The 22,459-nt window shown below is 49.7% G+C and carries 20 protein-coding genes; 13 read left to right on the top strand and 7 right to left on the bottom strand.

All coding sequences use genetic code 11. The features are described from left to right. Positions 1-61 precede the first annotated feature (61 nt). The 3 genes from Pan241w_RS25835 to rpsU all read left to right on the top strand — a co-directional run bounded on the left by Pan241w_RS25835 (position 62) and on the right by rpsU (position 2,646). Positions 62-1,126, top strand: coding sequence for a Gfo/Idh/MocA family protein (locus Pan241w_RS25835; RefSeq protein ID WP_145221620.1), 1,065 nt, complete (start codon positions 62-64; stop codon positions 1,124-1,126). Positions 1,127-1,306: 180 nt separating this feature from the next. Then, on the top strand, positions 1,307-2,215 hold the full coding sequence (thyX, locus tag Pan241w_RS25830) for an FAD-dependent thymidylate synthase (RefSeq protein WP_145221617.1): 909 nt from the start codon (positions 1,307-1,309) through the stop codon (positions 2,213-2,215). Positions 2,216-2,448: 233 nt separating this feature from the next. Then, complete coding sequence (gene rpsU, locus Pan241w_RS25825; protein ID WP_081459387.1) at positions 2,449-2,646, top strand: 30S ribosomal protein S21; 198 nt, start codon at positions 2,449-2,451, stop codon at positions 2,644-2,646. 205 nt (positions 2,647-2,851) lie between these two features. Here the strand turns inward: rpsU and Pan241w_RS25820 are convergent, their stop codons facing one another. Then, a complete protein-coding gene (locus tag Pan241w_RS25820) occupies positions 2,852-3,682 on the bottom strand; it encodes a haloacid dehalogenase type II (protein ID WP_198000158.1) in 831 nt (276 codons plus the stop codon). A 374-nt stretch (positions 3,683-4,056) separates the two neighbouring features. On the opposite strand from Pan241w_RS25820, the gene Pan241w_RS25815 reads away from it, so the two are divergent. Further along, entirely contained in the window at positions 4,057-4,965 is a 909-nt protein-coding gene (locus tag Pan241w_RS25815; protein WP_145221614.1) for a DUF1559 domain-containing protein, read from the top strand. 106 nt (positions 4,966-5,071) lie between these two features. Here the strand turns inward: Pan241w_RS25815 and Pan241w_RS25810 are convergent, their stop codons facing one another. The 3 genes from Pan241w_RS25810 to Pan241w_RS25800 all read right to left on the bottom strand — a co-directional run bounded on the left by Pan241w_RS25810 (position 5,072) and on the right by Pan241w_RS25800 (position 7,229). Beyond that, on the bottom strand, positions 5,072-5,509 hold the full coding sequence (locus tag Pan241w_RS25810) for a carboxypeptidase-like regulatory domain-containing protein (RefSeq protein ID WP_145221611.1): 438 nt from the start codon (positions 5,507-5,509) through the stop codon (positions 5,072-5,074). A 99-nt stretch (positions 5,510-5,608) separates the two neighbouring features. Next, complete coding sequence (locus Pan241w_RS25805; RefSeq protein WP_145221608.1) at positions 5,609-6,145, bottom strand: HD domain-containing protein; 537 nt, start codon at positions 6,143-6,145, stop codon at positions 5,609-5,611. 118 nt (positions 6,146-6,263) lie between these two features. Further along, the gene (locus Pan241w_RS25800; protein WP_145221605.1) at positions 6,264-7,229 is read right to left on the bottom strand and encodes an alpha/beta hydrolase; all 966 of its coding nucleotides are present in this window, start codon (positions 7,227-7,229) and stop codon (positions 6,264-6,266) included. A gap of 442 nt (positions 7,230-7,671) precedes the next feature. On the opposite strand from Pan241w_RS25800, the gene Pan241w_RS25795 reads away from it, so the two are divergent. Further along, on the top strand, positions 7,672-8,619 hold the full coding sequence (locus Pan241w_RS25795) for a DUF1559 domain-containing protein (RefSeq protein ID WP_145221602.1): 948 nt from the start codon (positions 7,672-7,674) through the stop codon (positions 8,617-8,619). Between the two features lie 66 nt (positions 8,620-8,685). Then, on the top strand, positions 8,686-9,129 hold the full coding sequence (locus Pan241w_RS25790) for a hypothetical protein (RefSeq protein WP_198000157.1): 444 nt from the start codon (positions 8,686-8,688) through the stop codon (positions 9,127-9,129). Between the two features lie 94 nt (positions 9,130-9,223). Here Pan241w_RS25790 and Pan241w_RS25785 read toward each other — a convergent pair whose 3' ends face one another. After that, the gene (locus Pan241w_RS25785) at positions 9,224-9,796 is read right to left on the bottom strand and encodes a DUF456 domain-containing protein (RefSeq protein WP_198000156.1); all 573 of its coding nucleotides are present in this window, start codon (positions 9,794-9,796) and stop codon (positions 9,224-9,226) included. Between the two features lie 427 nt (positions 9,797-10,223). On the opposite strand from Pan241w_RS25785, the gene Pan241w_RS25780 reads away from it, so the two are divergent. From Pan241w_RS25780 to Pan241w_RS25755, 6 genes are all read left to right on the top strand, one after another. Continuing rightward, on the top strand, positions 10,224-12,143 hold the full coding sequence (locus Pan241w_RS25780; protein ID WP_145221597.1) for a vWA domain-containing protein: 1,920 nt from the start codon (positions 10,224-10,226) through the stop codon (positions 12,141-12,143). 193 nt (positions 12,144-12,336) lie between these two features. Then, entirely contained in the window at positions 12,337-14,211 is a 1,875-nt protein-coding gene (locus tag Pan241w_RS25775) for a vWA domain-containing protein (RefSeq protein WP_232107275.1), read from the top strand. A gap of 163 nt (positions 14,212-14,374) precedes the next feature. Next, a complete protein-coding gene (locus Pan241w_RS25770) occupies positions 14,375-15,031 on the top strand; it encodes a 3-keto-disaccharide hydrolase (RefSeq protein WP_145221591.1) in 657 nt (218 codons plus the stop codon). 97 nt (positions 15,032-15,128) lie between these two features. Next, positions 15,129-15,968 (top strand): sugar phosphate isomerase/epimerase family protein, encoded by an 840-nt coding sequence (locus tag Pan241w_RS25765; RefSeq protein ID WP_145221588.1) that lies wholly within the window; start codon positions 15,129-15,131, stop codon positions 15,966-15,968. A 253-nt stretch (positions 15,969-16,221) separates the two neighbouring features. Then, the gene (locus tag Pan241w_RS25760) at positions 16,222-17,835 is read left to right on the top strand and encodes a HEAT repeat domain-containing protein (RefSeq protein ID WP_145221585.1); all 1,614 of its coding nucleotides are present in this window, start codon (positions 16,222-16,224) and stop codon (positions 17,833-17,835) included. A gap of 20 nt (positions 17,836-17,855) precedes the next feature. Beyond that, positions 17,856-18,248, top strand: a complete 393-nt coding sequence (locus tag Pan241w_RS25755; protein WP_145221582.1) for a hypothetical protein — start codon at positions 17,856-17,858, stop codon at positions 18,246-18,248. A 12-nt stretch (positions 18,249-18,260) separates the two neighbouring features. Here the strand turns inward: Pan241w_RS25755 and Pan241w_RS25750 are convergent, their stop codons facing one another. Further along, positions 18,261-19,358: a class I SAM-dependent methyltransferase gene (locus Pan241w_RS25750; RefSeq protein WP_145221579.1), complete on the bottom strand. Its 1,098-nt coding sequence runs from the start codon at positions 19,356-19,358 to the stop codon at positions 18,261-18,263. A gap of 375 nt (positions 19,359-19,733) precedes the next feature. Between Pan241w_RS25750 and Pan241w_RS25745 the strand changes: the two genes are divergently transcribed. Beyond that, complete coding sequence (locus Pan241w_RS25745; protein ID WP_145221576.1) at positions 19,734-21,302, top strand: hypothetical protein; 1,569 nt, start codon at positions 19,734-19,736, stop codon at positions 21,300-21,302. A 36-nt stretch (positions 21,303-21,338) separates the two neighbouring features. Here the strand turns inward: Pan241w_RS25745 and Pan241w_RS25740 are convergent, their stop codons facing one another. Continuing rightward, complete coding sequence (locus tag Pan241w_RS25740) at positions 21,339-22,316, bottom strand: hypothetical protein (protein WP_145221573.1); 978 nt, start codon at positions 22,314-22,316, stop codon at positions 21,339-21,341. Positions 22,317-22,459 lie beyond the last annotated feature (143 nt).

The raw sequence follows: 22,459 nt of genomic DNA, 5'->3' as shown, positions 1-22,459 counted from the left end.
TGAATCCATATACGCCTTGTATGTCAGCCTGAATCTGAGAGCAAACTTTGTGGAGACAGTGATGAAGGATTTGAAAGTCGGGATTATTGGTGCCGGCGGAATTGCGGCCAAGATGCATCTGCCGGAACTGCAGACCGTCAAAGACTGTGAAGTAGTGATGCTGTCCGGGCGGAAAGAGTCGCGACTGGATGTGCTCTGTCGTAAATTCAATGTCCCACGTTCGACGCAGAATTACCAGGACGTGATCGACGATGAAAGTATCAACGCGGTCGCTATTGCGCTGCCTCACCCGCTGCATGTGGAGTGGGGCATCAAAGCCATCGAAGCGGGTAAGCATGTTTACATGCAGAAGCCGTTGAGTACTTCGATGGACGAAGCCGACGCGTTTGTGGAAGAGACAGACAATCACGATGTGACAGTGCTGGCGCTGCCTTACATGTCGAACCCGCATGTGCTGGCGACCCGCGATTACATTCAAAACGAAAAGCTGGGGACGATCGCTTCGGCCGATGCCCGTGCGAGTCATGGCGGCCCGGAAGTCTATTACGCGGGCATTCAGGAAATTCTGGAAGAGAAGCCGACCGATGATCTCTGGTTTTTCGACGCCGACAAAGCCGATGTCGGAGCGCTGTTTGATATGGGCGTGTATGCGATCGCCAATCTGGTTGGCGTGGTGGGAGCCGTCAAATCAGTGACCGCGAAACTGACCACGGTGTCGAAACCGACGCGTCTCGAAGATACGGCGTCGATGATTCTCGAATTCGAAAACGGGGCTCTGGGCACGGCACAAACCGGCTGGTGCGACGCCGCCCGGACATACGAATTTTCTGTGCATGGGACAGCCGGGAAACTGGTCAGCAGTCGGCAGGCGGAATCATTGCGCTATTATTATCCCAGTTCGAAAGTCGATGAAGATGCCCCGCTGATCGAAGAAACCGTCGATCTATCGCATTATCCCGTGCAGAATTCGCATCAGCACTGGGCGGACTGTATTCGCAAAGGTATTCAACCGCCGCTGTCAAATGCATCAACGGCGCGACATGTTACCGAGATTCTGCTGGCGGCTTTGAAATCGTCGCGAGAGAATCGGACAGTGGACATTCAATCCCGGCTGACTATTTACTGATCGGCCTGATAATTTACTGTAAGCGGCGGTGAATTTATTGATTTTGACAGACTCACAGTCCGGTACGGTGTCGTTTGTGGGTGCGGTTGACTATAAATGTCTTCTGGCAGATTTCTGAGATTCGTCTGCCTCTGGTTTTCCATTCTACTTATCTTTTAACGCATTCCGGGAGTGTTCCCCATGACGGAGCGGTCTGAACTCATTGACGAATTGCGCTGGAAAAAAATTCCGGTTCTCAATGACGGTTTTGTTTGTCTGGTAGATGTCATGGGCGATGACAGTTCGATTGTTCAGGCAGCCCGAGTCAGCTATGGAGAGGGAACCAAACGCGTTTCCGACGACCGGACTTTGATCCGCTATCTAATGCGTCATCGGCACAGTACCCCCTTCGAAATGGCCGAACTCAAGTTCCTGGTACGGGTACCGATGGACTGCTGGCGGCAGTGGATTCGCCACCGGACGGCCAATGTGAACGAATACAGCACCCGTTATTCGGTTGCCATCGATTCCGCTCAGACCACACTTCCCGGCGAATGGCGAACCCAGGCAACTTCCAACCGGCAGGGCAGTGACGCCCCGCTGCCAGAAGATCTGGGACAAAAACTGACTGAGGAAGAGACCGAATTTCAGCAGAAAGCCCGCGACGTTTACGAGGCCCGTCTGGAAGCCGGCGTGGCCCGCGAACAGGCCCGCAAAGATTTACCACTGGCGACCTACACCGAAGCTTACTGGAAAATTGATTTACATAACTTGATTCACTTCTTGAGCTTACGTATGGACTCGCATGCTCAGTGGGAGATTCAGGAGTATTCCCGGGCGATTGGCGAGCAAATCGTCAAACTGCTGTTTCCCGTGGTCTGGGAAGCCTTTGAAGACTATCGGCAGGGGGCCATGTTCCTGACCCGCCTGGATAAAGAGGTTCTGGCCCGGTTAATGGCGAGTGCAGCTGAGAAATCACTGGTGCCTCCGTTTTCAGAAGATGCATTTCTGGAAGTACAGGATGAGACCTGGAAATCACTGAAACGGAGCCGCGAACGGGATGAATGTCAGTCGAAACTGCAACGTTTGGGGATTTTGAAGGGCGAGTAGAAGTGTGTGAATGAACACTTCTTATGGTTTTCACAGAGTATTTTTCTGGTTGACTTTGCAGAACCGGCCTGTTTTGTTATCTTTGTCGTTCCCACCTTGGAGTGAGAGGTCTGTCTATCGGACCCGCTTCAGTAGAAAAACGTCTGAATTCTCATCAATGGATGAGACGATGTATATCTAATTGGTATGTTTACAAACTTTTATTGCAATCAGGAAAAGAAAAGGTGATTTGAGTGGTTAAGCTTCGGTTACGAGAAAACGAATCAATTCAGGAGGCAGTAAAACGGTTCCGTAAGATTGTTGAGCACGCTGGCATTAAAAAAGAAATGCGTCGTCGCGAATATTATGAAAAGCCCAGCGATGAGAACCGAAGAAACCGACGTCGTGCAGAACGTCGCGCCCGCCTCTCTCGCCTGCAGAGTAACCAGTAGTCACTGATTGCAATCAGATATACAAAACGCATCTCATCATTATGGGATGCGTTTTTTTATGCGCTGAATGGGAATCAGGAACTGTTTCGAGTAGCACTGTCTGGACTAAATAGCCAGCCGACAGTAGCACCCGATTTCGATCATAATCGTTGGTCAATCACTATTTCGGATCAATTCTCACATTTTTTTGATTCGAAAGATCTCGTTACGGGCAGCAATCCGTTCCCAGTTGCAGCAACTGTGCGGCTACGTGTTGCAGGTTGGGTTCGATGATTTCGGGTTGTTTCGCCAGGGGGTAAAGTTGCGCGCCGGGGCGTGAGACGAACGCGCCGCGCCAGCCGGCCCAGAGAGCACCGGCGATATCCCAGCCGTGGGCGGCGATCAGCATGCAGTCCTCCGGCTTCACTTTCATTTTGCGGGCCGCCCATTTGTAAACGTGCGAGTGCGGTTTGAACATCTGCAGTTCTTCGATACTCAATCGCGTTTCGAATAGATCATACAGGCCCGCGTTTTTCATCTGGGTATCCACGCCCGCCTGTGATGAGTTGGTCAGCGTCACGATCCGAAAGCCGGCCTGCTTTAACTGTTCGAGGGCCGGTTTTACATCGGGGTGTGGAGGGAGTGAGCGAATCGGCGCGATCGCCTGTTTCGCGGCTTCGTCCGTCAGTTCGATCCCTTCATTGCGGGCCACCATCTGCAACGTAGCGGCGCCAATCACGCCGAAATCGTCATAATGATCGCCGACCGTCGCGACCAGTGAATGCTGCAGCATTGTGGTGAACCAGAGCGGCAGCAGATCGGGGCGACCGCCGAGCGCATTCGCGACACTGGCTTTCATCGCTTCCAGATCGAGCAGGGTTTCATTGACATCAAAGAATAGACACTTCGGTCGTGAGTTCATCGTGGGCTCCTGTTGTTCCTGCGCGGAAACATACGTCGGCAGCATCCCTGCTGCGACTCCAGCTCCGGTCGCCAGAAAATGGCGGCGACTGTTTGCAGTGATCGGCGTGGAATTTGATTGGTGAGCAGGCGACATTCCTTCGTCCTTTCTCTGAGAACTTCCTCGTTCATTGACCGGAATTCAGAGTCTTACCGGCTTTGCGGGAGTGTATTCGATCAGGAAACTCTGGTCTATGGCCTTTAGCACAGTCTCGTCGAGGGGCCGTTTTCTGGGACATTTCGGCTTCTTTACAGGCGATTCTCTGCATTTGAGCCTGGTAGCCCCCAATTGTGAAAATCACGTTAAACAGTGTCATAATGGACAGTTACGGTGAATTGAAGGCTTGAATTTGCTACGAATAACACATAGAATTTCACTTAAGTGATATACCTCCCACAGTTGACTCACCTTACTTCAGCTTCATTGTTTTGTCTCGCCCCCGTTTCTTCCGATTTAAAATGGAATCCACAATGAGTTTATCTAAAGGCACTTACGTAAAGCGAGGATTTACCCTCATCGAATTACTGGTTGTGATCGCAATCATCGCGATTCTGATCGCCCTGTTACTGCCGGCGGTACAGCAGGCACGGGAAGCGGCGCGTCGCAGTACTTGTAAGAACAATCTAAAACAGATTGGTCTGGCCATTCACAACTATCATGAAACGCATCGCGTCTTTCCTCCCGGATTCATTATGGATCACGGCTGGCTCTCGACAACGTTTATTCTGCCCTTCATGGACCAGGCACCCCTGTATAACAAACTGAGTCCGAACGGTCCCATGGATGTAACGAATACCACAACTCTGACTGATATCCGTACCATCCTGCCGATTTATCTTTGTCCCTCTAGTGCCGATCCGGACGCCTCCAAAAATTCCGATATTCCGGTGAATGGTCAGCCGATTGGCCTTTCAAACTATCTGGGCATTAACGGAAACATTGATATGCGTTGTGGGACGAAGGGCAATGGGATGTTCTTTCAAAACAGTCGAACCAGAATTCGTGATATTACTGATGGGACTTCAAATACCGTTGCCTTCACCGAACGGACTACGGTTAATGACAGTGCAGGCACGAACCATCGTGGTGGCGTCTGGGCGGGTGTGACTCATCCCTGTCCGGCAAACGGTTTTGACAACATTCGCAACTTTACCATTCAGCACCGGGTGGGCTGGTCCATGATCAATGGAACCGGTTACCAGTTCGGCCCCTCCAGTCTACACGTGGGTGGAGTGCATTACCTGTTGGCAGATGGCCAGGTTCGATTCGTCAGCGAAAACATCGACGCCTCCAGCAACTCAACGCCACCGACCGCCACCACAGGAATCTATTTCAAACTGTCGGTCATTAATGATGGTCAGGTCATTGGAGAATTCTAAGCTGGAACAGACTTCGTTCTCAAATAGAAACTCAAACATCCCTGCAGAGTGATCTGCAGGGATGTTTTTATGCGCGAAACGTTTGAAATCGCTAAAAGGCGCGGCATTATTCTTTATCGAGTGAAAACGGAAAATCATTTTCTCCGGGTTTGACTTCCACAGTGAGTGTGGAGTTCACATTGTATTTCTCGGGGATGATTTCCTTTTGCTCTGTCGTCGTACCATCGTCGTTTTCAATGTAACGATGGGTCGAGATTCGAACCGTATGTTTTCCGATTTTCGCTCCCTTGGTGGTTGGGTTGTAGGCCAACTCGTAGCGTCCTTCACTGTCTGTGATACCGGAAGAGGGCCGCCCGCTTTCGGGAGCAAAATCAACCACGGCTCCCGGAATTGCTTCGCCGTCCAGTGTCACCATGCCTTTCACGAGACCTACGTCCGGCTGGTCTTCGGGAGTGGGAGAGCAACCCGACAGAAAAACGAGAAGTGCAAAGCAGCTGAGAGGGAGTCTTGTGTGTCTTAAAATCGAAGTCGATAGCGAAAACATGATAATCCTGTGCCTGAAAAATGGAAACGCGACATTCTTAGAGTGTGCCGCTATTTTCAGGGAAACAGAGCTGAGTGTAAACCCTCCAGAAACGAGATTTCAATGATGTGATGCTGATTTTAAAGAGGTTTTGTTATCCCGAAAAAGATTCTCGTAGTGTCTGGACAATTCTTCTTCCAGATTCAATTCACCCGCCAGCTGTTTAGCAAATTCGGTATTGAGCAACCGGGGATCAGGAAGAATGCCGACGCGTACCAGATCCAGACGGTCTGCATCCCAGCAGGTACCGATCGTGGGATCATCACAGAAGTCCTGCTCCTGATGCCAGGTGCAGGCATAGTGCAGCCGTTCAAAATTATCGTCGTCCAGTTCAAACAGATCGCCGTGCAGTTCTTTGGCCAGAGCAGCACCGCGGGCACCATGGCCTGTATCATAACCATCCGACCAGCGACAGGAATCATGAAATAATGCAAACAGTTCCACGATCACAGGGTCAGCTCCTGTGTGGAGGGCAAGCACTCGACCATTGCGTAACACACGCATCCAGTGGTCGAAGCCATGGAAATAATGTGTTTTACAGGGAGACCGCTGCTTGACATGATGCCATAAGAGATCGAATTGAATTGTACGTTGCATGCCGCTGACCTTGTACAAAATACTTACCTGCCGAGAGGACTCAATTAAGACCATTGTACGCAGCTACCGACAGCAAGACAAAGTTTTTGTGAAACGGACACCGCCGGTGACTCTCATTCTATTTATTCGGCTGCTTCAGATGCTGGTCAAAGAACTTCACGATTTGTGCGTTGATGTCAGGCGCATTGAATTCACGCCCGCCATGCCCGGCTCCTTCGACGACCTGCAGTGTGACGGGAACTTTTTGTTTTTTCAACGCCTGATGTAGGAGATGACTCTGATGCACGGGAACCAGCGGATCTTTGGAGCCATGCAGGATTAGGAAAGGGGGATCCTGTTTGTCGATATACGTCATCGGATTGGCTTTAGCGACTTTGTCTTTGTTTTCCAGTATCGGGCCGCCAATCATCAGTGATTCAGGTGAGCGGGGATCGTTGTGTTTAAAGCGGGCATTGGGAAGCGCGTGCGCGTCCATCTGCAGAAAGTCAGTCGGCCCCCACATGTCACAGACCGCCTGTACGCTGCTGGGCTGATCCAGGTGTGTGCCCACTTTGCCTTCCAGATCTTTGTCGCCTCCACTGGTTCCCAATAGCGCGACCAGATGACCGCCGGCGGAGGAGCCTCCTACGCCGATGCGACGGGCATCATAACCATACTTGTCGGCGTGAGCGCGCAGCCAGCGGATGGCGGCTTTGCAGTCATGAATCTGTGCAGGAAAAGTTGCCTCGCCACTTAAACGATAGTTGATGCTGGCACAGGCATAGCCGGCCTTGATTCCTAGAGGCATTAACTTGCCGCCCCGTCCTTTGTCTCCGTTTCGCCAGCCACCGCCATGAATCCAGACCAGCAGTGGCGGATTCTTGATTCCTTTGGGGAGATACAGATCGAGTAGTAATGGTTTCCCATTGATTCTGGCATATTCCAAATCACGGTGTTCGACCACGGTGTCTCGCAGACGGGAACCTTCTCTACGTGGCTGTTGCGCCAGGACTGTCTTTTCAGTCAGAGCGGTTCCTGTGAAGACAATAATCAATGTCGAACAGATAAGGGCTTTAATCAATGTCGAACAGATAAGGGCTTTCATGTAGTTCTCCCGGGAGTTTTCATTTTAGAATTGATGACCATGCTGGAATTTCAGCATGTTAACTGATTGAACACAGATGCCCCTCTTTTGTTTCTCCACTTTCTGTGGCAACTCAAATCATTCGTTTTCCAGACCCGGTTCTGAATGGCAAAGTGATAAACAAGTATTGATATAAAAGAAGTTATAGCAATTCCGCTCTGAAAGATTTGTTTGCGAAATAGATTATTAAACTTCATAATTAAGTTGCCTTACTTAACAAACATTATTAAGGTGGTGTTTGTTTTCTTAACATTTCTACCGAGTCGCGTCTCGCTCAATGAAATCTGTATCCAAGTAATCGTTCTAATGAATGAGTTACTGGCATGTATACAGGCATTTCGTATTTATTTTGTACGTCTTTATGCTCACTTTTCTAATTGATCTTTAATAGCGAGATAATTTGATGACTGATCCAACTCGAAGGAAACGTGGTTTTACGCTGATTGAACTTCTCGTCGTGATTGCGATTATTGCGATTCTGATTGCGTTGCTGTTACCCGCCGTGCAACAGGCACGGGAAGCGGCGCGGCGATCGCAGTGTAAAAATAATTTGAAGCAGTTAGGGCTCGCGTTTCACAATTATCATGACAATTTTAACATGCTGCCGACAGGCTATTTCAGCAACGCAGGTTACATTACCGGCTGGTCCGCACGAATTCTGCCTTATATTGATCAGGCGCCCCGTTACAACGCCATCGGTTCGATGGGTGAGATGACGAACCTGATGCCTTATCGGTTCACGACCTCGCCGCATAATGGAGACGACAGCATCTTTACCGATCCGATTACCGTCTTCATCTGTCCTTCTTCAGAAATTGGCGAGCGAGCGACCGATTATACAACAAGCTGGGGAGGTAACCCGGGCAATGATGCTTCATTGCATTACCGGGGTAATGGAGGCTCGGTCGATGTGGGGTTTGTGAATGGCTCCAATTCGAGCCGCCACTATGCGACTTCGGGCGTGCTTTACCCTCGACACAAAACACGGTTTCGTGACATTACCGATGGCACCACGAATACGTTTCTACTGGGAGAATTATCCAGCTACATTGGCTGGAGCGGTTCCAAAGGGGGCTGGGATGATATCGCCCCCTGGACCTGGGCCACGTATGCTTATGGCAGCCCTCCCGGAGCCGACGGTTATCTGATGATTGATACTAAGGTGGTTCAATATCCAATTGGTTCCGGCAACCATTCGCAATATGGCGTTGGCTGGCGCAGCCAGCATGTTGGCGGCACGCATATGCTGCTTTGTGATGGTAGCGTCCGGTTCCTTTCTGAAAGTTTGAGTCTGGACCTTTTGAAATCACTGGCAACCCGTGGCTCGGGTGAAGTCGTGGGTGAGTTTTAACCAAGTCAATTTGTTGCGTGTGATCTTTTAAACAAGGGAATCAAACTTTTTTCAAGCGGATGCTTTATGTACCAGACTTTGACATTCTCAAATCGATTGTTGCTTTTAGTCACTCTGTTAACAGTGCCGACGCTGGTGGGCTGTTCCGGTAATTCGGATCAACTGCCCACGGGCGAAGTGCATGGAACAGTTTCTTACAACGGTAAACCCCTGCCGACCGGTTCGGTGACCTTCATTCCCGATGGCCCGGGCAAAGCGGCAGCCGGCGAGATTCAGGCGGATGGCACTTACACGCTGACCACCTATTCCCAAGGTGATGGCGCGACGATTGGCAGCCACAAGGTGATGATTATTTCGGAAAAGGATACGTCTGAACTTCCCGCAGAATCGGCAGAGGCCAATACAGACCTCTCGCTGATTCCGGAAAAATACGGGATGAGTCCCAAGACATCCGGACTGACAGCCGAGGTCAAAGAAGGTGATAACGAAATCAATTTTAATCTGGAATAACAACGAATCAGTGAGCAGTGTTTCCTGTTCGAACGGTGATTGTGTTTTCGAATGCAGTCACCGTTTTTTTGCGCTACGAGCGCATCGTTCGTTGTCAGATAAACGAATCGATGGTGATCATCACCAGAATGATGACGCCGATTGCCATCTTTCCGACGACCCCCAGAATGCGGCCGACAAACGCCGCCCGTCCGATTTCATAACGATCGACCAGCTCATTTCCTTTCCAGACTTCGCCCAGATAAGCGCCGATATAAGCCCCCACACTTCCCCCTAAGACGGCACCAAGGACTGTTCCAAACGGAGGCAGAAACGGAGTGCCGACCATGGCGCCGATCACACTCAGAATGAATGTGCCCAACAGGGAGAGAATCATGGCCCGTCGGCTGGCCCCTTTCTTGGCTGCTCCCGCGGACCCGCCCAGCATTTCGACCAGTTCGCCCAGACCGGCAAGCGCCACCGCGATCAGCAATACCGTCAGTGAGATGCCATTATCCTCACCGGGCATGAAAGCATAAAACAGCGCCGACAACAGCACCATGATCCAGTTGCCGGGCACGAGAAACAGAATCGAGACCCAGGCCGTCAGATTTGCCAGCAGCAATAGCGTTGCCATCAGGTAATAAAAGGTGATGGGAAGCCAGTCATAGAGCCACTCAAAAGACATTGAGAATCGCCTGTCGTAAGTATTTTGCATCCGATAAGGGAAAGCAGCCAGTTTATTGTTTTGCGGCGTTGAACGTAATTGTTCTTCGTAAACGGTTATCAATTATTACGGAATGCAAAAAAAAGACGAACGTTGAACGGCGTTTTGAGGTTATTAAATAGGGTCAAATTCTTCCAAAATATAACGCAAAATGTACTTTTGGACAGATTTTCGAGCCAATCGGATGGGCAATGATTGTATTTGTCTGGATTCAGGGGTAAAATTCCAAGTTTGATACGCCATTGATGGACGAAAATTCTTATAATCATCAATGACGTTTAATATCAAACAGGGGTGTTTTGCCCCCGGTTCACTACTGATCAGACTCAGCAGATTGAAGTCAAATGCTGAGCAGGTGCCTATTTCAGTCTAATCCAAGGAGCAGGCCGTGAGTGTTGTCAATTCCGCCAGGGACGTTCATGTTGACGAAATTGTAGACGTTGAACCCCAAAGCTGGTTGAACATGAAGGAAGTACCCGCCTGGTTTATCAGTCTGGGCGTGCATCTGTTACTCCTGCTTGTTCTGGCTAGTATCACGCGCATTACGCTGCTCGATTCCGAGCATGCGATTATCTCTTCGATCGAAGAACTGGATCAGAGTGTTTACGATATCGATCCCACGATTCAGGACGTGGTCGGCAGTTCTGGAGACACGCAGATGCTGTCCCCTTCGATGTCAGCCGCACCGCAAACGTCGCGCGAACAGCAGGAAGCGCTGCAGAATCAGCTGGAAAGTGAAATTGAAACACCCGAGCCCATCTTTAATGACGAACTGACTCAACCCGCCAAAGAAGAACTGATGGCGTCTGTCGAAGTTACCGGCGAAACCGACCGTCCTGAAGGGGGCGTAGCCGGAGCCATCGACCGTTTAACTTTGGAAATCGCGGCCGCTGCCAAAGAAAAGCAATTGCTGGTGGTCTGGCTGTTTGATGTTTCTCCTTCAGTCAGCAAACGTCGAAATGAAATCGCCGACCGGTTTGAAAACGTGTATAAACAGCTGGGTATTCTGAATGCAACCGAGAATGAAAACTCACTGAAAACGGCGGTTGCCGCCTTTGGAGCTACAACTCAGATCGTCACCAAAGATCCTGTGAGCGATGTCAAAGAGGTCGTCTCACAGATCCGTTCGATTAAAGAAGATACCTCAGGAGATGAAAATGTTTTCGCTGCTGTGAATACGGTAACCAAACGCTGGCTCCGCTACAAAAAAGTGGGCCGCCGCAACATGATGATCATTGTCGTCACCGATGAAGCGGGATCCGATATGCAGAATCTGGAAACGACAATTCGCGATGCCAAGCGAAACGGCATTAAATGTTATGTGGTCGGAAACGCATCCCCCTTCGGCCGACGTGAGGTCATGACGACGTTCGAAGTGGATGGTTACGATATTCCGGCGATTGCAGAAACCGGGCCGGAAACCGTGATGCCCGAACGGATCAAGCTCCCCTTCTGGGGGCAGAACGACTACGACGCCCGTCAGTTATCTTCGGGCTATGGGCCTTATGCCCTGACCCGTTTGTGTGCAGAAACCAACGGGATTTATTTTATTACACAAGATGATTCCAAAGGGGCCAAGTTCGAAGCAGCTGATATGCGGGCCTATCACCCTGACTATATTCCGATTCGTGACTACGAAGGGAAGCTCCAAAAGAATGCGGCCAAAGCAGTACTCGTCAAAACCGCGGCGGCAACACAGCTTTCAAAACGCAGATTTCCTACTCCGACACTGCAGTTTCCCGCAAGTTCGGACAATGTACTCCGACAGGCAATCACAGAGGCACAAAAACCTGTTTCAGAAGTTGACTACGGTTTGAACGAACTGCAAGTTATGCTGGAGCAGGGTTTGAATGATCGGAAGAAAATTTCCGAACCACGTTGGCGCGCCAATTACGATCTGGCTTTGGGCCGCGTGTTGGCGACCCGTGTACGAGCCTTTGGTTACAATACCGTTTTGGCGGAGATGAAAAGTAACCCGAAATCGTTCGAAAATAAAGCTAATAATGCCTGGAGACTGGTGCCTTCCAAAGAAGTACGCTCCAGCCCGTTTGTACGGAAACTGAGTAAACAGGCTACCGAATTGCTGAACGGCATTATTGATGACCATCCCGGTACGCCCTGGGCTTATCTGGCTGCCAAAGAAATGAATCAGCCACTGGGGTGGGAGTGGAAGGAAATGAAGATGAACCTGGACGCGAAGGGAAATCGCGTTACAAAACCGAACCCGCGTTTCGAAGAAGAACAACGTAAGAGAAATGAGGCTCTTAAAAAACGGGGCATCGATACCAGCAAACCACTCAAAATCTGAGTGAATACATATTGTAAACACAGACATCGCAACATTTTAAGAATCGGAACACTCAGATTATCTGCAGTGGTTCCTGGTTCCTGACTCATTTCGATTATCTATCATCGGATTAGCATCCTGAGGATGCTGAGACAAAACAGGCACTCATTTTGATTCGCTCTCGCGAGGAAAAATGACAAGGGGGATTTTACTGATGGCTCGAGCGCGCGATTATTCAGCGTTTTTTACATCTTTGATTGTACACGCAGTCATTTTATTTGCGATGGGGATGATTCATCATCATCTGACTGAAAATCAACCAGAAGTCGCGATCGAAACCATCTTTGATGATGTACGCGATCAGGCCGAGTTCGAACAGGTCCTGGAAACAGATCTCTCCGTCTCTGAAAATCTGAGTGTCACATCCGGTGGTACAGTTTCTACCAATGTCGGTGCCACATCGGCTCCTGCGATTTCCTCACAGAAAATTGAAAAGTCAGAAAGCCTGAAAGAACCTGAAATCAAAATCACAGCGGGAGAAATTACTGCTCCTGGTGATGATATTCTGGGTGAAGACCTGGGGGTTGGTGAAGTCACCGGCGAAGTGGGAGCCGTCGTCGAAGGTTATGGCACCGCTATGAGCCGCATCTCCAAAGAACTCATTCGCATCATGCGTGAAGAAAAAATTCTGGTGGTCTGGCTGTTCGATGAATCGGGCAGTATGAAAGACGACCAGAAAGAAATCCGTGATAACTTCAATAAAATTTACGGCGAACTGGGAATTGCCGCCAAGCAGGAATCCAAGACCCGCTCACGCGATCAGACATTACAAACCGCCATTCTCAGTTACGGTGCCGGCGTCCACGTGCATACCGCCAAACCGACAACCGATCTGAAAGAAGTTCAGGATGCCATCACAAAAATTCCCATTGATGAATCGGGTCTGGAAAACATGTGCCAGACCGTCTCAGCCACCATTGATAAATACACGGTTATGGCCCGCAGAACCGACCGCCGACTGTGTCTAGTGCTCGTCACGGATGAATCAGGCGACGACGGTGCCGCCGTCGAAGAAGTCATCACACGTGCCAAACGTCTCAAAACGCCAATCTATATTTTGGGACGCGAATCGGTATTCGGTTATCCTTATGCCCGACAGAAGTGGACTGATCCCAAATATAATCTACCGTTCTGGATTCAGATTAATCGAGGACCGGAAACGGCATTTCCCGAATCATTACAATATGATGGACTGCATGGCCGTTGGGATGCCTTTTCTGCTGGCTTCGGCCCTTACGAACAGGTACGCATTGCCCGTGAAACCGGGGGCATCTTCTTTGTGCTGCCTGGGAAAGAACAGCGACTTGCCGGTGCAGGCAGTGACCAGCAACGACAATACCGTTTTCAGGATATGAAAGAGTATCAACCTTTGCTCTTATCACGTCGTGATTACGATGCCTCTCGCAGCGCCAGCAAATTTCGCACGGCGATCTGGAAAGTAATCGTCACGATGAATCCACACCTCGATAAGCAGCTGAATGTCAGGGAACTCTACTATCCGCTCAAGAAGCAGGAATTTTACGCCATTGGCAGTAAGGAAGTTCCTAAGGCGATTCGCGCCATGGGGCTGTTACAGAAATCAGTCGATATTCTGGAATCGATCAAGCCTTTGCGAGCACAGGAAAAGTCCTCTCGCTGGAGAGCCGCTTATGATTTAACACTCGCGCAATGCCTCGCGTATCGTGTGCGGTTATTCCAATTCTGCCTGGCCATGGATCAGCATGCCAAAAACATGCCCGTTCCGAAAGAGAAAAAGAGCAACGTCTGGAATGTCAGACGCGGCAAGAAAATGCTGCCCCCCGATCCGGAACAGGTCAAATTGACCAAAGTCAGTGTGGAGCAGCTCGATGAACAGCTGAAGAAAGCCGAAGCACAGTACAAATTTGTGATGAAAGAGCATGCGGGAACTCCCTGGGCACAACGCGCCCAATTTGAATTGGGACAGGGCTTTGGGATGTATTTTGCGGAAGGTTTTCGGAGCCCGCTCTACGATCAGAAACGAAAAGAGATCAAAGTTCCCAAGCTCTAAAAAGAGGCGAATTACTTAAGATCCTTAAGCCAAACCAGGGCACTTTCCTGAAAAAGTTCGGGGAAGTGCCCTGTTTACTTTTACCGGATGGGTTGACTGCGTAGCATATAGAAAAAGAACACCTTCCTAATCTCAATACTCACTTTCAGGAGTTTTCAACACGATGAAGATGCACCGCGCGACGAACTGTTTCAATGCCTTCACTGGAATCATGGCCGCTCTTTTGGTCTCATCCTTCCTGGGAAGCACCGTCTATTCCGGCGAAAAAAATGCCGAAACTGAAGAAGGTTTTATCAGCCTGTTTAACGGCAAAGACCTGACTGGCTGGCGGATTGCAGAAGATGGCCCGTGGGAAGTCAAGGACGGCATGATCGTCGTCACAGGCAAACGCTCCCATCTCTTCACCGAAAAAGAGTTCAAGAACTTTGAATTCAAAGCAGACGTCAAAACCACACCGGGCAGCAACTCCGGAATTTTCTTCCACACCAAATTTCAGGAAGAAGGCTGGCCGACTCAGGGTTATGAATCACAGGTGAATGTGACTCACAAAGACAAAGTCAAAACAGGCAGCATTTATAATCGCGTGAAGTTGTTTAAGACGCCTGCCAAAGATAATGAATGGTGGACGCAACACATCATCGTCAAAGGCCGAAATGTCGTGATTAAAATTAACGGCGAAACCGTAATCGATTACACGGAACCTGAAGGCGCAAAAGGGTATCCATCTCTGGGAGAAAAAGGGAGTTTTGCACTGCAGGCACACGACCCCAAGAGCGTCGTTTACTATAAAAACATTCGTGTCAAACCTCTGGCTGACTAACAGCGGCTGCATTACTTGAATGTTTGTGATGAGCCCTCATCGTCTTGATCGAGGGCTTTTTTTCTTCTCACTTTCTGTCAGCACAAAGAGTCAACAAGTGAAACTGGGATACAATACCAATGGCCTGGCCTTTCACCGCTGGGATGACGCGATCCGGTTGATCGCCGAAACCGGTTATCAGTCTGTCGCGATCACCGTGGACCACTATTGTCTCAATCCCTTTTCGGCTGACCTCCCGCGACAGCTGGAGGAGATGCAGACCTTACTCGATCAGTACCAGTTGTCCTCTGTCATTGAGACTGGTGCCCGGTTCTTATTGAATCCCCGCGCCAAACATGAACCGACTCTGGTCAATGCCACACCCGCCGAACGCGCCACACGTATCGATTTTTTGAAACGCTGTATCGATCTGGCAGCGTTTCTGAAATCGGACGCCGTTTCGTTCTGGGCCGGACAACTCAATCAGGATCTCTCCCGGGAACAAGCCCTGGCACAACTGGCAGAGGGCTGCCGGGAAGTGATTATGTACGCAGCAGAGAAACAGGTCCGGCTGGCTTTCGAACCTGAACCAGGCATGCTGATTGAAACCCTCCGCGATTTTGAAGACCTGACGATGCTGGTGGATCATCCCTGTTTTGGTCTGACCGTCGATGTCGGGCACTTGCAGTGTATGGGAGAGACGCCCATCAGCCAGTTCATCGAACCCTGGGGAGACCGTATTTTCAATATTCATATCGAAGACATGGTTTATGGTGCGCACGATCATCTGAGGTTTGGTGAAGGGGATATTGATTTTGCCGATGTGATGTCAGGCCTGCGGAAGATCAATTACACGGGGGGGATTCACGTGGAATTGAGTCGTCATAGCCATATCGCCCCGGATGTACTCAAAGAGTCTTTCGAGTTCTTGCAGCCGTACTTGGAAACAACAGCTTGAACCGCCAGGCCGCAATTCAGTCTCCGCTGGCTTTGTCTGTTTTCTCGGTAGTACTGATTGTGTGGGTTAGATTGATTAGGTTAATCCAGTTCCAGTTCGCCATCTCCGGATTACGATAAAGAGAGAATAGGGCCCGTTGTTGAGTCGCTGAGGACTCTGAATTTGCGCTGACAGTAAAATCGACATCGACCGCAATCAGATTCCGCACTGACTACCGTGATGCTTCTCGTTCTTTTTTCGATCCCAAGCCGGCATGACTTCTTCGATCACTAAAACATTCGAATTGTTGGCACTCAGCAGAAATTCACACGCCGTCAATGTGCTGATTCTGGCTTTGGACGCTGAAGATCCGGAAATCAGAGAGCAGGCCGTTGCCGCCTTGCTTGAACAACAAAGTACGCGGGGACTCGTCGAAGTCATTCGACGGTATGCCACACATTCGTCAAGCATCTTCAAGCTGCTGGAAACGCAATCCAACGCGTTAGATTCTGCCATCAAGCAATGTCTGCTGCATGGAAACCGCGAATTACAGTATTGCGGCCTGGAATTTGTGAGGATCACCAGCGATTTCAGACAGATCCCTTCACTGGTCGCGCTGTTCGAGAACAAACGTCTGGTCAACCACCAGCCAGACCTGGTCTCACAGACTCTGCGGTATCTGGTAGGCAGACTGTACGAGTATTTTCTGGATACTTCGACCGATTCAGTCTACTCCCGAACATTCCTCAGAAATTCGCAAAAAATTCGACGTGATAATTTGAATGCACTCGCGTCGGCTGCCGAGCACCTCAGCGATTTGGATCGGCCTGAAGAAATCGTGGAAAGCCTCCTGATTCTGGGGAACGTAGGAGATCCCGCGATTCGAAAAATATTGTGGCATTCCAGCGATGAAACCAGGCAACTTGTCGAGCAGGTTTTGAAAGAAAGTAAACACATCGGGGTCATGCAGTTGATCTGCGATTTTACCGAAGTCAATTACCCCAACCCGAAAGCCCTCGAAGCCATTGCCGAGCGGGAAGATCCCGAGTTTATCGCACATCTCCTGCGTTGGTTGCCGGAACGTATTTCTGAACTGCAACATACCAACTTCAAGCAGATCGGCAAGATCGTCTGGCTGCGCTCCGACAGGCAGAATTTTGAGAAAATCCCCAAGGTCCTGCAGACCGCCGTCATCCGTTTAATCAGCCTGCTCGAACTGGATCTTGTCAGTAAAAAGCAGGCGCAAAAATGGATGCTGCAAAATGGAACACCGGAGGCAAAAGAAGCAGCCATCGGGATCTTACGGAACCTGGATACGACTGAAGTCACGGAAATGGTCCTGCAAAGCCTCGATTCGGAAGACCCGGTTCAGCAGGCCTGGGCCACCTGCCAGCTCCGCGCACAGCATGTCCCCGACGCGATCAACCTGCTCGTTGATAAAATCGACAGTCCGCTGGAAGAAGTCAGAGAAGCGGCTCGTAAAGAACTTTCCAGTTTCGATGTCGATTACGTGCTCGAACACTTTGAGGAGTTCAATCCCCAGGTCTGTCCCTCGGTCGGCAAATTACTGCAAAAGCTGAATCCTCGCTGTATCCTGGAATTCAGCCGTGCCATGGCACATCCCTTAAGAAAACGGCGGATTCAGGCAGCCCGGTGTGCCCATATCCTGAAATTACATGACCAGCTGATTCCCGCCCTGGCTTCACTTCTGGAGGATCCTGATGATCTGGTCCGGAGAACCAGTGCCGAAATTCTGGCGTCGATGACGGTTCCTGAAGCAAAGCAGGCTCTGGTAGCTTTGATCACCGATGACAACGCACGCATTCGCGACATCGCCGTCAAGGCACTCCGAGTACACCGAAACTCAGAGAGCTCGGGCAATTCATAACGTGATGAAATGGTGAGAAGATGAACGTGGATTTCTATTTGATTCTGGCAGGACATACTAATGACGTGTCTCGAGCATTCCGCAATCGCGGCATGCTGCAGGAGAACTGGCTGCTGGTTACGGCAACCCTGTTAATCGGATCGATCTGGTTAACCCTCTATTTGTGGGAAAATTTCCAGTTACGACGCAAAGCCAACGCAGATACTCCCCAGGGTCTCTTTTATGATTTATGTAAAACCCATCGTTTAAGCCGTACGGACATCACTTATCTGCTCAAAGCAGCTCAGGCGCATTACCGGGACCAACCAGCGATGGTATTTGTTGATCCCGGTATTCTCAATGCCTATATCAAAGAGGTGAGTAGCGATGCCAAGTACTATGAGCTACTCGCGGATAAATTATTTAAACACTAAGGCTTTGGTAACTCACTGTTCTGATGAGTTCGGCTTTGTTGCCACATAAAATTCGCTCAAGATGTCATGTGGCAAGTCATGGATTTCGATCTTTTCGAAACCAACCGCTTCCAATGTCTGACAAGTCGGCTCCTGGCCCCATACTACCTCATCCGTCTGATCATTCTGCTGCAGACTGGCAGCCATGCCTCGCAAACACGAAATTGAATACAACAGCGGTGCGAGAGGATTTTGCAGATTCAAGGCAGCTTTGTTTGAATTCACGAGATCCTGCATCAGGAAGATTCCCTCCGGTCGTAACGCAGCGTAGACCTCATCTAACACCTGGAATGGATAAGGCTGATCGTGCATCACATCAAACGCGGTGACCAGATCGAAGGCATCAATGGCATGAATTTGAGCGAGATCTCGATTGAAGAACGCCACATTTTCAATCCCTCTTTCCTCTGCAGAACACCTGGCTTTCTCAATCGATTCCAGAGATTGATCGTAGCCGACAAACCGGCTCTTCGGAAATGCCTGCGCCAGCTCCAGCAGCGTCTCACCAGTTCCACAACCCAGGTCCAGTACATCGAGGCCTTCACAAAGCTGCATAATCAAAGTCGGCACCAGCGGCAACATGTACTTGAACAGTCCATTCAGATCAGATTCCGATTTTTCCGCCGCCAGTTTCGACTGCAGGTCAGTAAAGACCGATTCGGGAACGCTCCCTCCTTCGCGAAAACATTTGATAATGTCTTCTTCAAGCTTTCCGAAAATAGAAAACCATTGCACGTTGGTGGCATAGTTCTTACAGCCAGCGTGGCGTGTCAACAATGAATCATATTCGCTTGGCAGTCGATAAGTTTTGAACATTTCATCATACTCGACAATACTGCCAGTCACCATCGCGGCTAACCAGTCGCGGACATAACGTTCCCGCAAGCCGGCACGATCTGATATCTCACGACTACTGGCACTGTCCATATTGCTCATCACATCAAACAGACCAGTTCGATGACCAATTGAGACCATCAAGCATAAGCCTCCCTGATTGATCATTTGCTGAAGTTTTTGTTCAAATCGTTCGGTGCGGTCTAAGTCCAGCGTCAAATAACAGTCAGTCATCATTGTGAAAGCCCCTTTCATACAAAACCAGATTTCCCCTCTCACTGCTTCACCAAGCGAGGAAACGATTCATCTGTTACCATTTTTTTTAAATAAAATGTGAGGGGAGGGAGATTACTTTGAGTCCCTTGTAGCACTCCTGTTCTGTTCTAACAGCTTACTTGAAAGTGAGATACGTAAAAATCTCTACCAGGTAGCTGGAAAGACCTCAACAATTTTCGAGTGGAGAAGAGGACAACACCTGTTTTGTTCTGTACAATAGGATAGTGGAAAAGCTTCCGGCTTCGGTCTTATCATTGGCTGTTTAGTAAGACTGCTTGCTGATCGTTGGGCGTTGCCTGAAATTAAAAATCAGGTAGATCATAGGGAGAGTGTCAGATGTTGCGTCAATTTATTTGTCCCATGGCGGCAGTGTTACTTGCACTGGCTGGCATTGGTGGTTTTCTGGTGAGCTCTGATCATTCCCAAACTGCAATTGCTGAAAAACAAGTTTCAACTGAACCAACGGACGTCGTTCAAATCGATACTGGTTTTCAGAAACGCGAGCAACGCCTGAACGAGATCAATCTGGTGTTAGCCAAACGCGCACCTCAGTTCTCAGGAAACCCTCCCCCATCAACTCCGGAAGTATTCCCTCCCTGGCGCGATCCCGCATTAGATAATCTCTATCAGGAAATCAAACGGAAACGCGTGGGGCTTTGGTTCCCACGAAATAAGGAACCTTTCTCCATTTGGGTCGGAAATCCTTCGAAGACGGTCGATGGCAAAAAAGTATATCAGCATTGTGAAGTTCTCAAAAATGCGATTCCTTCGATTAATCAATTGCCGTTTCCTGTCAGGATCTGGTTTTATGGAACACGCGATCAAACGAATCCCGAGTTGGGGAAATGTATTGAGACACTCTCCAAAGTAAAACAACTGGCAGGGGTCAAGTTTTCCCTGTGTCGGATTAATGAGCGTGGTTATACCGCCCTGCGAAATCTGCCCAACCTGACCAATCTCGAGATTCTCCATTCTCATCTCGATGAGGCCGCTCTGGAACAAATTGTACAAATCAAGCGACTTCGCAGACTACATCTTGATTTTGGAAGTCATCCGATTTCTCTGCAAGTGGCAGAGAAAGTGCTGGACCTGCCGGTACTGGAAGACCTGAAACTCAATCTGGAAATGGCACCAGAAGATGTTATCCCGTTTTGGGAGAAAATGGCGGGATGTTCGCAGCTGACTTCAGTTGAAGTCGACCTGGGCTCTGTAAAACAGAAAGCCATGCTTAGCTTTTTGAAGAATGGAGACAGACAGAATCTGCAGAAGTGGATCATCCGAGAAATCTTTCCCCAAAAACGTGTGGCAGACGCACTTGCCTTAGCACCTAATCTGGAAGTTCTGAAAGTCCCGTCCGGAAAAGACGAGGATATCAGTTATCTGCTTGAACAAGTCGCAGCACATCAGCCCCATATGAAACAACTGGTCATTGGCTGGGACACAGGGAATCATCTGAGTGGAGATCAAGCACGCACCGCCCTGACTTTGCTAACCAGCTTCCCTCAACTGGAACGTTGCCATATCCCGGTAGAACTACCCGAACCTGCGGCTCTTCAGCCTTTAACGCAACTACCCAATCTGGAATATTTCTACTGCAAAAATTTGAATCTGGATCAGGACACCTTATTGTTGCTTGCACAAATGCCGGCGCTGAAGCGGTTGGAAGTCAACAAGCTGCAATTCGATCAAAGTGCGGCCCATCTGCTCCCCTGGTTAACGAACGTGGAACAAATCGAAATCAAAGACCCGACGACACTCACCGACGAGCGATTAGAACTGCTGGCGACACTGCCGCGGCTTTCCACACTCAAATGGTGTGATATTGCCATCAAGGATCCCATCCCCTTGACCGACGCCGCCCGCGCCCGTTTTCCAAAAATTGAATTTGACGTCTGCGGGAAATAACAGAATCGAAACAGACAACGAGTGATCGTTTTTATTCTATTCAGAGTTCTTCACCGGAAACTTCTGCCAACCCAGTGCGTCGATCCGCTTGAATTCCCCTTCGATGTCGGTCCCTGTATAGAATGAGAACCAGCCTTTCACGCGAACCGTTTCGCCGGGCGGGCAATCAGGAAAGATCGGATCCGAATGCAGGCAGGGGCACTTCTGATTTCCCCACGCTTTAAAACAGGGAGTCCACGCCATGATGATCCAGTGATCGCCCGACGCCGAGCGGCACGCCGCATACGGTTCACGGAACAGTTTGTTTTCATTGTTCTGTTGCGTAAAACCATCCATCATTTTCAGCATCGCGCAATTCTGCACGCGCATCTTCGTTAGAGGCTCTTTGGTCCCATTCTTGAGCCACATTTCCATCAGCACCGCATCGGCTCGTGGCTCGACGGCCGTTCCGAATTCAATGCCGTTGGGCAGTTTGCGCGAGAGCGACAACGTGCCACTTTGATGCCGCGTCCATTCCAGCGGTGGTAACTCGATGTTCTGTTTCGACCAGATCGTCGGTACATGCGTGTGAGCCAGATAGGTCAGTCCCAGATTCGACCAGATTGCTTCGGGAATATCCAGCACAACATAGCTCACCGAATCCCACGGCGCAAAGACCGAAATCTTGGTTTCCCGCTGTGGTTCGATGGCACCTTCCAGAAAACCAATCCGCGGATGCCGACCGCCGGGATATGGTTTGACGAGTAAAGGTGCCGCCGGTTTGCGTTCTGATGCAGACGCGCGTTTCAAATCAAACCGTTTGAGCGCTGCTTTGATGTCGGGTTGTTCCAAACCAGTCGCCTGCTGAATTTCACCCACCGTATAGTGATGAAACACAAACATATTTTCGAGCCAATACTTCAGCTCCGCCTCACTCGCCGGCTTGCGTGCGTTGGGAAACGATTCGTCTGCGTACGTGACCGTTCCGCTGAAGATCAGCATTGACAATAAAACAACAACACAATTCCGCAACATCAGAGCACCTTATGTTTGACGGTAATAATTTCAGAAACGGCTTCTATTCTACAATATTTTTGTTCCAGAAACATAGATTTCTGGGATGACTGACCCTATTTAAAACAGAAGATCCCCGATGGAACCAAAGGACTGAGCGTGAA

Source organism: Gimesia alba (genome assembly GCF_007744675.1).
Classification (GTDB): Bacteria; Planctomycetota; Planctomycetia; order Planctomycetales; family Planctomycetaceae; genus Gimesia; species Gimesia alba.
The sequence above is the reverse complement of the archived record's forward strand: the minus strand, read 5'-3'. Positions and strand labels throughout refer to the sequence as shown.

Bases quoted from the DNA above. Each gene is read 5' to 3' on its own strand.
- Pan241w_RS25835 (WP_145221620.1), top strand. From the start codon at position 62: ATGAAGGATTTGAAAGTCGGGATTATTGGTGCCGGCGGAATTGCGGCC.
- thyX (WP_145221617.1), top strand. From the start codon at position 1,307: ATGACGGAGCGGTCTGAACTCATTGACGAATTGCGCTGGAAAAAAATT.
- Pan241w_RS25820 (WP_198000158.1), bottom strand. From the start codon at position 3,682: ATGTCGCCTGCTCACCAATCAAATTCCACGCCGATCACTGCAAACAGT.
- Pan241w_RS25815 (WP_145221614.1), top strand. From the start codon at position 4,057: ATGAGTTTATCTAAAGGCACTTACGTAAAGCGAGGATTTACCCTCATC.
- Pan241w_RS25810 (WP_145221611.1), bottom strand. From the start codon at position 5,509: ATGTTTTCGCTATCGACTTCGATTTTAAGACACACAAGACTCCCTCTC.
- Pan241w_RS25805 (WP_145221608.1), bottom strand. From the start codon at position 6,145: ATGCAACGTACAATTCAATTCGATCTCTTATGGCATCATGTCAAGCAG.
- Pan241w_RS25800 (WP_145221605.1), bottom strand. From the start codon at position 7,229: ATGAAAGCCCTTATCTGTTCGACATTGATTAAAGCCCTTATCTGTTCG.
- Pan241w_RS25795 (WP_145221602.1), top strand. From the start codon at position 7,672: ATGACTGATCCAACTCGAAGGAAACGTGGTTTTACGCTGATTGAACTT.
- Pan241w_RS25790 (WP_198000157.1), top strand. From the start codon at position 8,686: ATGTACCAGACTTTGACATTCTCAAATCGATTGTTGCTTTTAGTCACT.
- Pan241w_RS25785 (WP_198000156.1), bottom strand. From the start codon at position 9,796: ATGTCTTTTGAGTGGCTCTATGACTGGCTTCCCATCACCTTTTATTAC.
- Pan241w_RS25775 (WP_232107275.1), top strand. From the start codon at position 12,337: ATGGCTCGAGCGCGCGATTATTCAGCGTTTTTTACATCTTTGATTGTA.
- Pan241w_RS25770 (WP_145221591.1), top strand. From the start codon at position 14,375: ATGAAGATGCACCGCGCGACGAACTGTTTCAATGCCTTCACTGGAATC.
- Pan241w_RS25760 (WP_145221585.1), top strand. From the start codon at position 16,222: ATGACTTCTTCGATCACTAAAACATTCGAATTGTTGGCACTCAGCAGA.
- Pan241w_RS25755 (WP_145221582.1), top strand. From the start codon at position 17,856: ATGAACGTGGATTTCTATTTGATTCTGGCAGGACATACTAATGACGTG.
- Pan241w_RS25750 (WP_145221579.1), bottom strand. From the start codon at position 19,358: ATGATGACTGACTGTTATTTGACGCTGGACTTAGACCGCACCGAACGA.
- Pan241w_RS25745 (WP_145221576.1), top strand. From the start codon at position 19,734: ATGTTGCGTCAATTTATTTGTCCCATGGCGGCAGTGTTACTTGCACTG.
- Pan241w_RS25740 (WP_145221573.1), bottom strand. From the start codon at position 22,316: ATGTTGCGGAATTGTGTTGTTGTTTTATTGTCAATGCTGATCTTCAGC.